Here is a 14,472-nt window from a genome sequence, read left to right on the forward strand (position 1 = left end):
CCACTGTTCCACCACGACGCCGAGTCTCTCCTGAACGCCACCGCGCCGCAATGTCTGCCGAACTGCCGCGGTCGTCCGGGCGTCGCGATGTTGAACACTGTCAGCGGAGCCGGTCGCAGGGCAGGACGGCCTCCCAGCCGAGCACCGGCCACTGTGCGGTATGGACCGTCACCCTCAGCAAACGGGGCTCCGCTTGGCATTGGGCGCGTGCGGCCGCGACGGTCGTGTCCCAGCGCGGGAGGCCGTCGGTGTAACCGCCCGGTCGCAGATTGGCGATGTTCACCGCGGCCAGAAGTGTCGCCAACGCGACAAACGGGACGGTCCCGCGGAGGCTGTCGCCGGGGAGTGCCAGTGCGACCGCGGCGGCGATGTTGGGCAAGGTGATCAATACCAGGTACCGGCCCTCGGGGGATCCGTGCACGGCGAGCTGGAAGGCGCCCGCGCCGGCCGCGAACCCGGCGAGCAGCGCCGCGAGCCGCCACCGCGGCCGGGTGAGGCGCAGCAGCGCGACGGCGACGATCGCGGCGGGGACGGCCAGGCCCAGCAGCGTCAGGAGGCGGTCCGGCTGCGTGGCTGACTGCGTGGCCGGCTGGGTGAGCCACGCTTCGCCGAGGAACGAGCGCGGCACCCCCCAGCGCAGGTACATGTGGGCGACGTCGACCGGGTTCAGCACGGGCCGCTCCCCCACGTCCCGCCGCGAGCCGCCGAGCAGCAGCGGCACCAGCTGCAATGCCGCACCGGGCAGGAGCACGAGGACCCGCAGGAGCGCGTCGCGGTCGCGGTGCCGGGCGAGCCGCAGCAGCGCGACGGGCACGAGCAGCAGCCCGAGGATCGAGTTGAGCACGGCGAGGGCCGGCACGACGACGGCGGCGACCCGGGCGGACGGCCGCGGCGGGGTCCACAGCAGCATCCAGAGTCCGGCGTACACGAGGGGGAACTGCAGCTGCGCGAGGGTGTTGGGCACGTAGCCCATGGGCACCGCGGCGGTGGCGCCGATGACCAGCGCGGCCGGGGTGCCGAGGCGGTCCCGGGCGGCGGCGGTCACCGCCACGGCGAGCAGCGCGGTGAGCACGGCGGCGACGGAGGCGTTCAGCGCGGCCGCCCACGAGACCGGGAAGAGGGCGATGAACGCGAAGCACGTGCGGGCCACGGTGTGGAAGTAGCCGTTGAAGGGCGTCGCGAAGGGTTCGTACCAGGGCAGGTTGAGCGCGTCGGTGAGGAACTCCTGCCCGTCCTCGGCCCAGACGCTGTTGAGGCCGCCCCGGAGCAGGCCGACGACGGCGAAGCCCAGCCCGGCCCAGCGCAGCGTGGTCACACCCGGTCAAACGAACGGGCGCCCCACACCGTCGTGCGGGGCGCCCGTCCTGCGGCCGGTGTTACAGCTTGCCGTCGGCGACGGCCTGGGTCACCCACGGGATGACCTCGTCGAGCATCTCGTCGAGCGAGGTCTCGGCCGAGTACCCGAGGACCTCCTTGGCCTTCGACACGTCCGGGACGCGCTTCTGCACGTCGTACTCGTACGGGTCGTCGGAGACGACGCTGAACGGCACGTCGGCGCCCTTGATCTTCTTCCAGATGACCTCGGCGAGCTCCAGCACCGTGGTCGACTCGGCGGTGGAGATGTTGAAGTCCTGGTTGACCGCGTCCTCGTGCTCCATCGCGGCGATGATGCCCTTGGCCAGGTCACCGCCGTAGGTGTAGTGGCGGACCTGGTCGCCGGCGCCGAGGATGTGCAGCGGGTCCTGGCCCTTGACGATCTTCTGCACCAGGTCGGGCACGACGTGCGACATGGCGAGCTTCACGTTGCCGGACAGCACCTCGACCTCGCCGAGCGCGCGGCCCTCGCCGACGCCGACGCAGTTGAACGGGCGCACGATCGTGTAGGGCAGCTTGTACTGGTCCCAGGCGGCCTTCGCGTAGTACTCGACGGCGAGCTTCTGGAAGCCGTACGACGACAGCGGCGGCGGCACGAGCCGCTCGTCGCCCTCCTTCGACGGCCAGTGCGTGGTCGACTCGAACACCATCGACGACGACAGGTAGGTCATCTTCTTGAGGGTGCCGTCGCGGTGCGCCTTGATCGCCGCGTCGCAGGAGGAGGCCATGATCCGCTCGTTGGTGGCGAGCAGGTCGTAGGCGTAGGCGTGGAAGTAGGAGATGCCACCGATCATCGCGGCGCCGGCGATGAAGTGGTCGCAGCCGTCGAGCAGCTCGGTGACCAGGTCGACGTCGCGGGCGTCGCCCTCGACGAAGCGGTAGTCGGGGTGCGAGTCGTAGCTACGGGTGACCGGACCGTACTTCGAGTAGTTGTCCAGGCCGACCACCTGGTAGCCGCGGGACAGCAGCTCCTCGACGACATATCCACCGATGAAGCCGGCCGAGCCGGTGACCAGGACCTTTGGCACAGACACTCCTTAGTTCTGAACTGCTTCGTGATTGCTGGAAAAGTTGTCCACCGCGAGCGGCGCGGTCGAGGCCGCGCGGGCCGCCTGCGCGTCGTCGCGGGCCGCGGAGGATCCGGGACGCTTCGCGACCTGCTCCATGGTGAGGCGGCGGCCGAACGCGAACCGCCACCACCTCAGGTAGCTGGGCAGGAACCGGCCGACGTCGAACCGGGACTCGCCGAGCTGCCGGTCGAGCCAGATCGTCGGGATCTCCGCGACGGGCAGCCGCAGCCGGGCCGCCTTCGCGGTGAGCTCGATGCCGATCTCGAAGCCGGTCTTGCTCTCGATGCCGACCTGCCGGACGAACGCCGTCGAGTAGGCCTTGAAGCTGTTGGTGGCGTCGCGGGTGCCGACCCGGGCGAACATGTACAGCGTCCGGCCGGCGCCGCGGGACAGGGCCCGCTTGAAGCGGGGCCCGCCGACCTGCTGCCCGCCGGGCATGTACCGCGACGCGGCCGCGACGACGACACCCCGCTCGACGAGCCGGGCGAGGTCCTCGATCTGGCGCGGGTCGTCGGAGCCGTCGGCCATGGTGACCACGGCGACGGGGGCGCGGGCGACGTCGATGCCGAAGCGGATCGCGTTCGCCGGGCCGCGCCCGTAGGTGTTGAGCACGGTGCGGACGCGCGGGTCGCGGGCTGCGACGCTCTGCGCGAAGGGCACGGTGGTGTCCTCCGGCATGTCGTGCACGACGAGGATCTCGGCGGGCATGAGCACGGCCCGCAGGATCCGCTCCAGGCAGGGCACGATCGCCTCGCCCTCGTTGTACACGGGAATCACCACAGAAACCTGCGGCACCAGGCTCATACGCGCACCTCCGCTACGCTCCGGCGCCCGCATGACCGCTCACTGCGACATTGTGTGACCGACCCTCCGCTGCGCTCCGGGCCGCTCACACCCGCACCCCCTTGTTGGTGATGCCCCACATGTCCGCGACCGGGATGTCGGTCTGCAGGTCGCGGTACTCGGGGTGCGGTGCGGCGATGATCAGCAGATCGGCCTTGGCCAGGACCTCGTCCTGGGACACGAACCGGTCGTCCTTGACGTACGGGTCGCTGCAGAGGGTCTCCTTCGCCTTCAGCATGACGACCTTGCGCAGCTTGTAGGCCAGGGACTCGCGGATGTCGTCGCTGCCGCCCTTGAACGCCATGCCGAGGATGCCGACCGTCATCTCCGACAGGTCGAAGCGCTCCTGCAGCTTCGACACGACGTAGAGCGGCAGGCCCTCGTTGATCAGCATGGCGCTGTGGCCGAGGACGAACGTGTTGTTGGTGAACGCCGCCAGCTGCATCGTGTCCTTGAGCAGGCACGGACCGGCGGCGAAGCCGGCACCCGGCATGTCGTTGGCGCGCGGGTACTGGAAGCGGATGGCGTGCCGGATCCGCTCGAAGTCCAGGCCGAAGTCGTTGGACATCATCCAGAACTGGTTGGCGGCGGCGAACTTGATGTACCGCCACGTGTTGGTGAACAGCTTCGCGAGCTCGGCCTCTTCGGGCTCCAGCCGCACGATGTCGGTCGCCAGGTTGCGGAACAGCTTCTCGGCCCGCTCCACCGCCACCGGGTTGCGGGCGGCGACGATCTGCGGCAACTCGAACAGCTCCGTCATCGCCTTGCCCTCGGCGATGCGCTCCGGGCAGAACGCCACGTCGGCCTTGACCCCGAGACGCGCGATGAGCTTCTCGGTGAGGGCGGTGACGCCGGGGTGCACGGTGCTGCGCAGCACGATGAGCTGACCGTCGCGCAGGTAGTCCGCGCAGCGCTCGATGGCCGCGGGGACCGCGCCGATGTTCGGGTTGAGGTGCTCGTCGACGGGCGTGCCGACGATCACGACGAGATGCTCCGCCGACGCGACGCTCGCCGGGTCGGTGCTGGCGGTGAGCCTGCCGTCCTTGACGGCGGTGGCGAGCGGCTCGGCCGCGCCCTCCTCGTCGAACGGCAGACGGCCTTCGTTCACCACGGCGACCGCGGCCGCGTTGATGTCGTACAGGGTGACCTGCAGGCCGCGGGAGGCCATGGCGATGCCGAGCGGCAGTCCGACCCTGCCACAACCCCCGATGATCACGACGTCGGTCGTGAAGCCTGCCGATGCACTATCGTCTGACACGCGCTGCCCCTCCAGGAGAGCCGAGATCGAAGCCGGCGCTTGGCGCGGGCCGAGCCTTCAGGATGACCTCACGCCTGGTGACCAATGGTGACCAGGCGGAGGATGGCTCAGCGCCGTGACGGTATCACTTCCGCACATCCGGCTCCTGACCCGTTCAGGGTGAAGCGTCCCTGCCCACGCCTTTCCGGCCAGCGGAAATGGTTCTCGGTCCGATATCTGACGGTGTCCTGACGCCGTGCTCGACCGTTGTGACCATCCGTTCGGGCGGCCGCATCTGACCGATGCGACCGCCCGTATTCGGCTGTGCGGAGGGTCACGCCCCGCGGAGCGTCGCGCCGAACCGGTCAGCCGCCACGGCGACCGCGGCGTCGCGGGCAGCGAGGGCTTCCTCACCCGTGAGCGTGCGGTCCGGCGCACGGAACGTCAGCTTGTAGGCGAGGGACTTGCGGCCCTCGCCGAGCTGCGTGCCTTCGTACACGTCGAAGAGCCGGACGGATTCGAGGAGGTCGCCGGCGCCGGCGGTGAGCGCGGCCTCGACCTCGCCGGTCGGGGTCGCGGCGTCGACGATCAGCGCCACGTCGAGCAGCGCCGTCGGGAAGCCCGACAGCCGCGGCGCGGTGGAGACGCCCGGCAGCGGCAGCGCGTCGAGGTCGAACTCCATCGCCACGGTGCGGCGGGGCAGGTCGAGGTCGGCGCAGACGGCGGGGTGCAGCTCACCGGCGTGCCCGACGACGGTGTCGCCGACGAGCAGCGCGGCGCAGCGCCCCGGGTGCCACGGCGCGACCGCGCCGGGTCCGGTCGCGGCGCGGACGGTGATCGTCACCCCAGCGGCCTCGGCGGCGACGCGGGCGGCCTCGACGGCGTCGGCCCAGTCGGCGGGGCGGCCCGCGCCCCACCAGCCGGCGGGTTCCGCGTCGCCGGCGATGACGGCGGCGACGTGCCACGGCTGGTGCGGCAGGAGCGCCTCGGCGGCCCGCAGGTCCTCGGCGGGCGGCGGACCGTCGACGCCGGCGGCCGGCGCGACCTTGACCGGCCCGTCGGGCAGGAAGACGGTGCCGAGCTCGAACAGGGCGACGTCCCGCAGGCCACGGCCGAGGTTGCGGCGCAGCGCGCCGAGCAGCGGCGGCAGCAGCGTGGTGCGCATCCCCGGCTCCTCCTCCGACAGGGGGTTGCGCAGGAGCACCATGTCGCGGCGCGGGTCGCCGGCCGGGATCCGCAGCGCGTCGAGGGTCGCGTCACCGACGAACGGGTAGCACAGCGACTCGGTGAACCCCGCGTCGGCGAGGGCCCGGCCGACGGTCCGGCGGCGGCGCTGGGTGACGGACAGGCCGGCGCCCGGCGGTGCGATCGGCAGGACGCTGGGGATCCGGTCGTACCCGTCGAGGCGCAGCACCTCCTCGACGAGGTCGGCCGGGTCGACCAGGTCCAGCCGCCAGCTCGGCGGGGTCACGACCGCGCGCCCGTCCTCGACCTCGACCGCGGCGCCGATCATCGTCAGCACCTCGACGACCCGCTCGGTCGTGTAGTCGATGCCGGCGAGCTCGGACGGGCGGGTGACGGCCATGGTGACCGGCGCCGGCGGCGCGACGGCGTAGACGTCGGTGACCCGGGGGCCGACGGTGCCGCCGCCGTGCTCGGCGAGCAGTGCCGCGGCCCGCGCGCACGCGGCGGCGGTGATCTGCGGGTCGACGCCGCGCTCGTAGCGCTTGCCGGCCTCGCTGGGCAGCTTGTGCCGGCGGATCGTGCGGGCGACCGACAGCGGGTCCCAGTGGGCGGCCTCCAGGAGCACGTCGACGGTCGTCGACGACACCTCGGTGGTGCTGCCGCCCATGACGGCGGCGAGGGACACCACACCGGAGTCGTCGGCGATGACGATGTCCTGCGGGTCGAGCGCCCGCTTCACGCCGTCGAGCGTCGTCAGCTTCTCCCCCGCCGCGGCGCGGCGCACGACGAGGGCGCCGGTGAGCCGCTCCAGATCCCACGCGTGCATCGGCTGGCCGGTCTCGACCATCAGGTAGTTGGTGATGTCGACGGGCAGCGAGATGGAGCGGATGCCGGCGACGGCGAGCCGCGCCTTCATCCACTGCGGGGTCGGCGCGGCCGGGTCGACGCCACGGACGGCGACGGCGGTGAAGCGGTCGCAGGCGACGCTGTCACGCACGTCGATCGGATACGCGTCGGTGCCGTCACTCTCGATCGGCACGACCGCCGCGACCGGGTCGCGGTAGGCGCCGCCGAGGGAGTGCGACAGCTCCCGGGCGAGGCCCCGCACCGAGAAGCAGTAGCCCCGGTCGGGGGTCACGTTGACCTCGACGACGATGTCGTCCAGGCCGACGATCGGCCGGGCCTGCGTGCCGGGCGCCGCGGTGTCCGGCGGCAGCACGATGATGCCCTCGTGCTCGTCGGAGACGCCGAGCTCGCGGGCGGAGCAGATCATGCCGTTGGAGATGTGCCCGTAGGTCTTGCGGGCGGCGATCGCGAAGCCGCCGGGCAGGACCGCGCCGGGCAGCGCGACGACGACGAGGTCGCCCTCGGCGAAGTTGCGGGCGCCGCAGATGATGCCCTGCGGCTCGGCGTTGCCGACGTCGACCAGGCAGTAGCGGATGGGCTTCTTCAGCCCCTGCAGCTCCTCGATCGACTCGACCCGGCCGACGACGAGGGGACCCTCGACCGACGCGCCGGCGTCGGTCATCTCCTCGACCTCGAGGCCGACCTTGACGAGGGCCTTCTCCAGGCCGTCGGCGGTCAGGTCCTGCGGCAGGTCGACGTGCTCACGCAGCCATGACAAAGGAACGCGCATCTCAGGCCTCCCATCCGAACGCCCGCGCGTAACGCACGTCGCCCTCAACCATGTCCCGCATGTCGCCGGCCGCGTTGCGGAACATCAGCGCCCGCTCGATGCCCATGCCGAACGCGAACCCGGAGTACTCGTCGGGGTCGATGCCGCAGGCGCGCAGCACCCGCGGGTTGACCATGCCGCAGCCGCCCCATTCGACCCAGCGGGCGCCGTCGCGGTGGTGCGGGAACCACATGTCGATCTCGGCGCCCGGCTCGACGAACGGGAAGTAGGACGGCCGCAGCCGGGTCTCCGTGCCGGGGCCGAACAGACCCTTCACGAAGTGGTCGAGGGTGCCCTTGAGGTGCGCCATCGTGATGCCCTTGTCGATCACGAGGCCCTCGACCTGGTGGAACACCGGGGTGTGGGTCGCGTCGAGCTCGTCGGTGCGGTAGACCCGCCCGGGGCAGACGATGTAGATCGGCGGCTGCCGGGTGAGCATCGTCCGCGCCTGGACGGGCGACGTGTGCGTCCGCAGCACGATCCGCGAGTCCTCCTCGCGGGCGGCCCCTCCAGCTGCGATGAAGAACGTGTCCATCATCGAGCGCGCCGGGTGGTCCGGGTGCATGTTGAGGGCGTCGAAGTTGTACCACTCCCACTCGGCCTCGGGGCCCTCGGCGACCTCGTAGCCCATGCCGACGAACAGGTCGCCGACCCGCTCCATGATCTTGGTCAGCGGGTGCTGGACGCCGCGCGGGCGGCGGCCGGTCGGGAGGGTGACGTCGACCGTCTCCTCGACCAGGACGCGCTCCTCGCGCTCGGCGGTCAGCGCGGCGAGCCGGGCGTCGAACGCCGCCTGCACCGCGACGCGGGCCTCGTTGACGCGCTTGCCCGCGTCGGCCTTCGCGGCCGGGGGCAGCGAGCCGATCTCGCGCCTGGCGAGGGAGATCGCGGCGCGGTCGCCGAGGTGCTGCGACTTGAGCGCGGCGAGGGCGTCGAGGTCGCCGGCACCGGCGAACGCCTTGTCGGCGGCCGCGACGGCGTCGTCCAGGGCGTCCTGGGCGAGCAGCATCGCCTGCTTGGGGTCATACGGATCATTGCGATACGTCATCGGACTCTTCCCACGCGAAAAATGGCCTCGGACAGTGTAGAGAAGGCGCCCGCCGGCTGTGGGAAGGTGTCAGGAGGAGAAGACGCGTCCTGTCCGCCCACCGTCGCCGGCGGGCCAGATAAACAGGCGCGTGCTCACATCGACTCCTTCAACGCTTTCGCCGAAGCGTACAGGCAGACCGCGGCGGCCGCAGCCAAGTTCAGGCTCTCCGCCCCGCCGAGGACGGGCACCCTGACCCGCGCGTCGGCGGCGTCCTTCAGCGGCTGCGCCAGCCCGTGCGCCTCGGATCCGAACAGCCAGGCGGTCGGCCTGTCCAGGTCGGACATTTCGAAGAGATCCGATTCGCCGTAGCCGTCGGCCGCGAGGATCCGCAGCCCGTGCCGCCGCATCGCGTCGACGGCGGCGACCGCGGCGCGGGCCCGGACGACGTCGACGTGGAAGAGGCTGCCGGCGCTGGATCGGACCGCTTTGCCGTTGTACGGGTCGACGCTGTCCCCCGCGAACACCACCACGCTCGCCCCGGCGGCGTCGGCGGTGCGCAGGACGGTGCCCGCGTTGCCCGGGTCCCGGATGTCGGCGCAGACCGCGACCAGCCGCGGCTTGCGCGCCAGCGCGTCGGCCAACGGCACGTCCCGCTGGGCGCAGACCGCGACGACGCCCTGCGGCTGCACGGTCTCGGTGAGCGCGGCCAGGGCCTCGTCGTCCACGACGCTGACCCGCGCCGTTTCGAGGAGGGCCGCATGGCGGGTGAGCGCGTCGGCGGTGCAGAACACCTCGACGGCGACGCCGGCGGCCAGGGCCTCGCGGACCGCCTGGGGGCCTTCGGCGAGGAAGCGGCCGGTCTCGTCACGGTCGCGGCGGCGCTGCAGGCGCCGGGCAGCAACAACCCGGGGGGTCCGTGTGGTGAAGACCGCCCCGGGTTGCCGGATCACGTCAGGCTGCGGCAACGGCCGTCTTCGCCACCTCGACCAGACCGCTGAACGCCTTCGCGTCGTTCACGGCCAGCTCGGCGAGGATCTTGCGGTCCACCTCGACGCCCGCCAGGCGCAGACCCTGGATCAGGCGGTTGTAGGTGAGGCCGTTCGCGCGGGAGGCCGCGTTGATCCGGGTGATCCACAGCTGGCGGAAGTCACCCTTGCGGTCACGCCGGTCCCGGTAGGCGTACTGCATCGAGTGCAGCATCTGTTCCTTGGCCTTGCGGTACAGCCGCGAGCGCTGCCCGCGGTAGCCGCTGGCGGTCTCCAGGACGGTGCGGCGCTTCTTCTGGGCATTCACTGCCCGCTTCACGCGTGCCACGGTTCGTTACTCCTCATGCGAGACCGGCCCGGGACATGCGGGCCGGTCGGAAAAGTCCAGGAAAGGGGGGCGTGCGACGCCGCGTGTTACAGGCCGAGCATCTTCTTGACGCGAGTGGTCTCGGTCTTCGCGAGCTCGACAGAGCCGCTGAGCCGGCGGGTCCGCTTGCTGGACTTGACCTCGAGCAGGTGACGCTTGCCGGCCGGCTCGGCGAGAAACTTGCCGCGACCGGTGACCTTGACGCGCTTCTTCATCCCGGAGTGCGGTTTGAACTTCGGCATGGCTGATGTTGCCCTTCCATGTGCGGCGCGCCAGAGCCGGCACCCTCCCCGTCAGGACGGGAGGGTGCCGTGGCGCACCGGCGCACAGGCCGGGACGACCGCTGTGCGGGTCCCGCCCGCACGACGCGGTCGTTGTCGGTGGATCGGTGGTGCCGCCGGGCCGGTTCCGGCCCGGTTGGTGCGTGTCGCGCGGCGCCGCGGCGTGCTGCGAGCCGCCGCTATCCCTGGTCGGCGGTGACGACCTCGGGCAGGACGGCGGCTTCGCCCTCCGGCACGGGACCGTCCTCGGTGCGACCCTCGCGGGTCGCGACCGCCGCGGCCTTCACATTGCGGTGCGGCGCAAGGACCATGATCATGTTTCGACCGTCCTGTTTCGCGGACGCCTCGACGAAGCCCAGCTCCGAGATTTCCTCCGAGAGCTTGCGCAGCAGCCGGAACCCCAGCTCCGGGCGGCTCTGCTCGCGGCCTCGGAACATGATCGTTACCTTGACCTTGTCGCCCTGCTTCAGGAACCGCATGACGTGACCCTTTTTGGTCTCGTAGTCGTGCGGGTCGATCTTCGGGCGGAGCTTCATCTCCTTGATGACGGTCTGCTGCTGGTTACGCCGGGCTTCCCTTGCCTTGAGCGCGCTCTCGTACTTGAACTTGCCGAAGTCCATGAGCTTGCAGACGGGCGGGCGTGCCATGGGCGCAACTTCGACCAGGTCCAGGTCCACGTCGGCGGCCAGCTGGAGTGCGCGCTCGAGCGGGACGATGCCCACCTGCTCACCCTCCGGGCCGACCAGCCGGACCTCACGTGCCCGGATCTGCTCGTTGACGCGTGGCTCGACGCTGATGTGGCCTCCTCGATCGGTGCTTGTCTGGTGTGCCGACCGAAGCGGAAAAGCCCCCGGATGCGCAGCGCGCATGCGAGGGCCCAATCGACCACACCGCCCTCACATCGGGGGCCGTGCGGTCGGACCGGGACCCGGCTGCCCTGAGCTGCACGGGTGGGAGTCTGGAACTCCGCTTCGAACACGCCACGGATGCGACGTGCGGTCGACTCCGGCTACTCTACCACGCTGCCGGCCAGCGACGCCGTGTGCAGGGCCCGCAGCTGCCGGGCGGCCTTGACGGCATGGTCCTTGTCGGCGATCTGCACCGCCATCACCGCGACCCGCTCGTCGTCGTGCAGGTCCAGGGTGAGCCACGGGGAGCCGCGGCCGAACGTGACCGCCCGCACCACGTCCCACGGCAGATCGTAGGAGCCGATGATGTTCTGCACCCGGACGCCGGTCTCGTCGGCCTCGACCTTGGGCCGGGCCATCAGCAGGATGGCGAGCGCGGCGCAGATCCCCAGCCCGATCATGGCGGCCTGGTCACCGCGCTGGAAATAGCCCGGACCGTCGCCGGTCTTGCCGTGCAGACCCATCGCGATGAGCGTGAAGACCACCACGACCACGGCGGCGAGGATGAAGGCGATGATCCTGGCGCGCCGCGGACGGGCGAGAACGGTGCTGCTCACACCGACGAGACTACAGGCGGCACGCGTGGATGCCGGTCACCAGGATGGCGCGGGCGCCCACCTCGTACAGCTCGTCCATGATCCGGTGCACCTCGTCGCGCTGGACCATGGCCTGGACGGCGACCCAGCCCTCCCGGTGCAGCGGCGACACCGTCGGCGACTCGATGCCCGGGGTCAGCGCGACCGCCGCGTCGAGCGCGTCGGCCCGCACGTCGTAGGCGAGCATCACGTAGCGGCGGGCCACGAGGACCCCCTGGAGGCGGCGCAGCAGCTGGGCGACCGCGGGCGGCAGGTCACCGGTCCCGCTGCGGCGCACCAGCACCGACGACGACCTGAGAATCGGCTCGCCGAAGGTCGCCAGGCCCGCCTGCCGCAGGGTCGCCCCGGTCTCGACCACGTCGGCGATGACGTCGGCGACACCGAGGCGGATCGCGTTCTCCACGGCGCCGTCGAGCCGGATGACCTCGGCGGTGACGCCGTGCCCGGTGAAGTAGCGCTCCATCACGCCCGGGTAGGCGGTCGCGACCCGCAGCCCGGCCAGGTCCGAGGGCTTGTCGCCGGTGATCGAGCCGGGCACCGCGGCGAAGCGGAACGTCGCCTTCCCGAAGCCCAGGTCGAGCAGCTCCTCGGCATCACTGTCGGCGTCGATGAGCAGGTCCCGGCCGGTGATGCCGAGGTCGAGGTCGCCGGAGCCGACGTAGGTGGCGATGTCACGGGGACGCAGGTAGAAGAACTCGACGTCGTTGGCCTCGTCGCGGCAGAGCAGGTCCTTGGGGTCGGAGCGCTGGCGGTAGCCGGCCTCCTGGAGCATCTGGGCGGCGGGACCGGACAGGGTCCCCTTGTTGGGCACGGCGATCCTGAGCATGGAAGGGCCTTTCGGAGACAGGGTGGGGACGGACGCGGCTACCGGCCTACAGATGTCGGTAGACGTCCTCCAGCGACAACCCTGTCGCCAGCATCAGGCACTGCACCTGGTAGAGCAGTTGCGACAGCTCCTCGGCGGTGCGCTCGGCACCCTCGTGCTCGGCGGCCATCCAGCTCTCGGCGGCCTCCTCGACGACCTTCTTGCCGATGAAGTGGACGCCCTTCTCCAGCGCGGCGACGGTGCCGGAGCCCGGGGTGCCCGCGGCCGCCTTGGCGGTCAGCTCGGCGAACAGCTCGTCAAAGGTCTTCACGGGCACGGATTCTCGCAGGCCCGGCCGCGAAAGGGGAATCGAGATCACGACAGGCGTGTCGTCGCTCACCCCGGTTCAGCCGACGGTGAAGTCGTGGTCGTCGACGCCCTGGACGCTGCCGTCGGCCACCGACACGTAGTACGCCTCGATGACGTACCGGCCGGGCCCGAGCGTCAGCGGCACCCGCGCCTCGCCGACCGCCGGCGCCCCCACCGACAGCTGCACGACCTGCTCGAGCACGGCAGTGCCGCCGGACGCGCGGATCCGCAGGTTGACGGTGCCCTCGTGGACGATCCCGGCCAGGTGCACGGTGAACGTCCGGCCGACCCGCTGCCCCTGCTGCGGGTCGATCACCCACACCGGCGCGTAGATCTCCGACGGCGGCAGCTGCCTGACGGGCCTGCTGGTGTCGACCGCGTTCCACAGCTTCGGCACGGCCGCGCCGTCGACCGTGATCCGCACGCCGTCGATCCGCTTCACCGACGTGTACGTGGCCGCCGCGGCGACCGTCGACACCAGCTGCTGCACCGCGAGCGCCGGGGTCCCCGACCGCGGGCCGGGGCCGACGTCGGCGAGGTCGACGGCGACGATCCTCCCGTCGATGGTGACCCCGCGCACCGTCACGGAGTCCGGCCACAGCGTCAGATAGTCGGGGTCCGCGGCGCTGCCGTGCCGCAACGCCTCCCCGATCGCGGCCGCGATCCGGTGCGTGTCGTCGTCCGCCGTGAGCGGCAGGTCGTGGAACTCCCTGACCAGGCGGTCGTTGCGCGCGTAGTACACCGGCAGTTGCACCGTCACGGGACCGCCGGTCGAGGCGGGCACGCTCGGCGGTGGCGTGGGCCGGGCGAGGCCGGTCGTCGCCGGCGCGACCGGCCGGCGGTCCTGCGGGGTGCCCGACGGGGGCACCCGGTCGGGGACGAACACGGCGACGGCGAGCGCGATGACCGCCGCGACCGCGGCCGCCGCGGTCAGGACCGCCCAGCCGCCGCCCCGCCGCCGCGCCTCGACGCGGCCCCTGATCGTGGGCAGCGCGTCCGGCGCGACCTCGACGGTGTCGACCTGCGCGCGCAGCGCGGCCCGCAGCCGGTCCTCCGGTGACATCCTCATGGCGCCTGCTCCAGGCTCTCCCGCAGGGCGGCCATGCCCCGGGACGCGTGGCTCTTCACCGAGCCCTTGCTGACCCCCATCGCGTCGGCGATCTCCGCCTCGGACAGCTCGCCGTAGTACCGCAGCACGATCGCCTCCCGCTGCCTGGCCGGCAGCCGGCGGACCGCCTCCAGGACCTCCCGGTGCCGCAGCAGGGCGAGGGCGCCGCTCTCCGCGCTCGCCACCGTCGGCTCGTCGTCCGGCCGCCGCGCCGCGACGAAGCGGTCGGCGACCCCCCGGCGCCGCAGCGCCGACCGCGCGCCGTTGACGACGCTGGTGCGCAGGTAGCCGAGGGCCTTGTCCGCGTCGCGCAGCCGCCACCAGCGCCGGTGCAGGCCGACGTACGCGTCCTGGACCACGTCCTCGGCGGCCGGCTCGTCGTGCAGCAGCAGCACCGCCAGCCGCACGAGCCCCCGGTAGTGCGCCGAGAACAGCGCCGTCACCGCGTCGTCGGCGCTCCAGTCGCGCACGACGTCGCGGGCGGGCCCGGCGTCACGGGCGGGCTCGGCTAGCACCGCCCTACCGTCCCATGGCGTGGTCCCCACGTCGGCCGTCACGCACCTACGACGCGCCAAGTGGCCATCTGGTTTACCGCTATCACCCGAAAGGCGAACTCCGCGCACCCTGGATATCGTGGG

General features: G+C 71.8%; 15 protein-coding genes. All 15 read right to left on the reverse strand.

The genetic code is table 11. The features are described 5' to 3' along the window. Positions 1 to 100: 100 nt before the first annotated feature. Positions 101 to 1,315, reverse strand: coding sequence for a hypothetical protein (locus tag ABZS58_RS04495; protein ID WP_354777522.1), 1,215 nt, complete (start codon positions 1,313 to 1,315; stop codon positions 101 to 103). A gap of 61 nt (positions 1,316 to 1,376) precedes the next feature. Further along, complete coding sequence (locus ABZS58_RS04500; protein WP_354777524.1) at positions 1,377 to 2,402, reverse strand: NAD-dependent epimerase/dehydratase family protein; 1,026 nt, start codon at positions 2,400 to 2,402, stop codon at positions 1,377 to 1,379. A 9-nt stretch (positions 2,403 to 2,411) separates the two neighbouring features. Then, positions 2,412 to 3,248 (reverse strand): glycosyltransferase family 2 protein, encoded by an 837-nt coding sequence (locus ABZS58_RS04505; protein WP_354777526.1) that lies wholly within the window; start codon positions 3,246 to 3,248, stop codon positions 2,412 to 2,414. Between the two features lie 85 nt (positions 3,249 to 3,333). Then, complete coding sequence (locus ABZS58_RS04510) at positions 3,334 to 4,545, reverse strand: nucleotide sugar dehydrogenase (protein WP_354777528.1); 1,212 nt, start codon at positions 4,543 to 4,545, stop codon at positions 3,334 to 3,336. A gap of 313 nt (positions 4,546 to 4,858) precedes the next feature. Continuing rightward, complete coding sequence (gene pheT / locus ABZS58_RS04515; protein WP_354777530.1) at positions 4,859 to 7,345, reverse strand: phenylalanine--tRNA ligase subunit beta; 2,487 nt, start codon at positions 7,343 to 7,345, stop codon at positions 4,859 to 4,861. Position 7,346: 1 nt separating this feature from the next. After that, positions 7,347 to 8,432 carry a phenylalanine--tRNA ligase subunit alpha gene (pheS, locus tag ABZS58_RS04520; protein ID WP_354777532.1) on the reverse strand — a complete coding sequence of 362 codons (1,086 nt, stop codon included), beginning with the start codon at positions 8,430 to 8,432 and terminating at the stop codon, positions 7,347 to 7,349. Between the two features lie 134 nt (positions 8,433 to 8,566). After that, a complete protein-coding gene (locus tag ABZS58_RS04525) occupies positions 8,567 to 9,364 on the reverse strand; it encodes an RNA methyltransferase (RefSeq protein WP_354777534.1) in 798 nt (265 codons plus the stop codon). Between the two features lies 1 nt (position 9,365). After that, positions 9,366 to 9,728, reverse strand: a complete 363-nt coding sequence (gene rplT, locus ABZS58_RS04530) for a 50S ribosomal protein L20 (protein WP_354777535.1) — start codon at positions 9,726 to 9,728, stop codon at positions 9,366 to 9,368. A gap of 86 nt (positions 9,729 to 9,814) precedes the next feature. Next, positions 9,815 to 10,009 carry a 50S ribosomal protein L35 gene (rpmI, locus tag ABZS58_RS04535; RefSeq protein ID WP_354777537.1) on the reverse strand — a complete coding sequence of 65 codons (195 nt, stop codon included), beginning with the start codon at positions 10,007 to 10,009 and terminating at the stop codon, positions 9,815 to 9,817. 218 nt (positions 10,010 to 10,227) lie between these two features. Beyond that, positions 10,228 to 10,917 carry a translation initiation factor IF-3 gene (gene infC / locus ABZS58_RS04540; protein WP_354777539.1) on the reverse strand — a complete coding sequence of 230 codons (690 nt, stop codon included), beginning with the start codon at positions 10,915 to 10,917 and terminating at the stop codon, positions 10,228 to 10,230. A gap of 140 nt (positions 10,918 to 11,057) precedes the next feature. Next, complete coding sequence (locus ABZS58_RS04545; protein ID WP_354777541.1) at positions 11,058 to 11,513, reverse strand: PH domain-containing protein; 456 nt, start codon at positions 11,511 to 11,513, stop codon at positions 11,058 to 11,060. A 10-nt stretch (positions 11,514 to 11,523) separates the two neighbouring features. Next, the gene (hisG, locus tag ABZS58_RS04550) at positions 11,524 to 12,378 is read right to left on the reverse strand and encodes an ATP phosphoribosyltransferase (protein ID WP_354777543.1); all 855 of its coding nucleotides are present in this window, start codon (positions 12,376 to 12,378) and stop codon (positions 11,524 to 11,526) included. 46 nt (positions 12,379 to 12,424) lie between these two features. Further along, positions 12,425 to 12,694 carry a phosphoribosyl-ATP diphosphatase gene (locus tag ABZS58_RS04555; RefSeq protein WP_354777545.1) on the reverse strand — a complete coding sequence of 90 codons (270 nt, stop codon included), beginning with the start codon at positions 12,692 to 12,694 and terminating at the stop codon, positions 12,425 to 12,427. A 69-nt stretch (positions 12,695 to 12,763) separates the two neighbouring features. Continuing rightward, entirely contained in the window at positions 12,764 to 13,795 is a 1,032-nt protein-coding gene (locus ABZS58_RS04560; protein WP_354777547.1) for a Gmad2 immunoglobulin-like domain-containing protein, read from the reverse strand. Continuing rightward, positions 13,792 to 14,349, reverse strand: a complete 558-nt coding sequence (locus ABZS58_RS04565) for a SigE family RNA polymerase sigma factor (protein WP_354777549.1) — start codon at positions 14,347 to 14,349, stop codon at positions 13,792 to 13,794. The genes ABZS58_RS04560 and ABZS58_RS04565 overlap by 4 nt, the downstream gene beginning before the upstream one ends. Positions 14,350 to 14,472 lie beyond the last annotated feature (123 nt).

This window comes from Dactylosporangium sp. NPDC005555, assembly GCF_040605635.1.
GTDB lineage: Bacteria > Actinomycetota > Actinomycetes > Mycobacteriales > Micromonosporaceae > Dactylosporangium.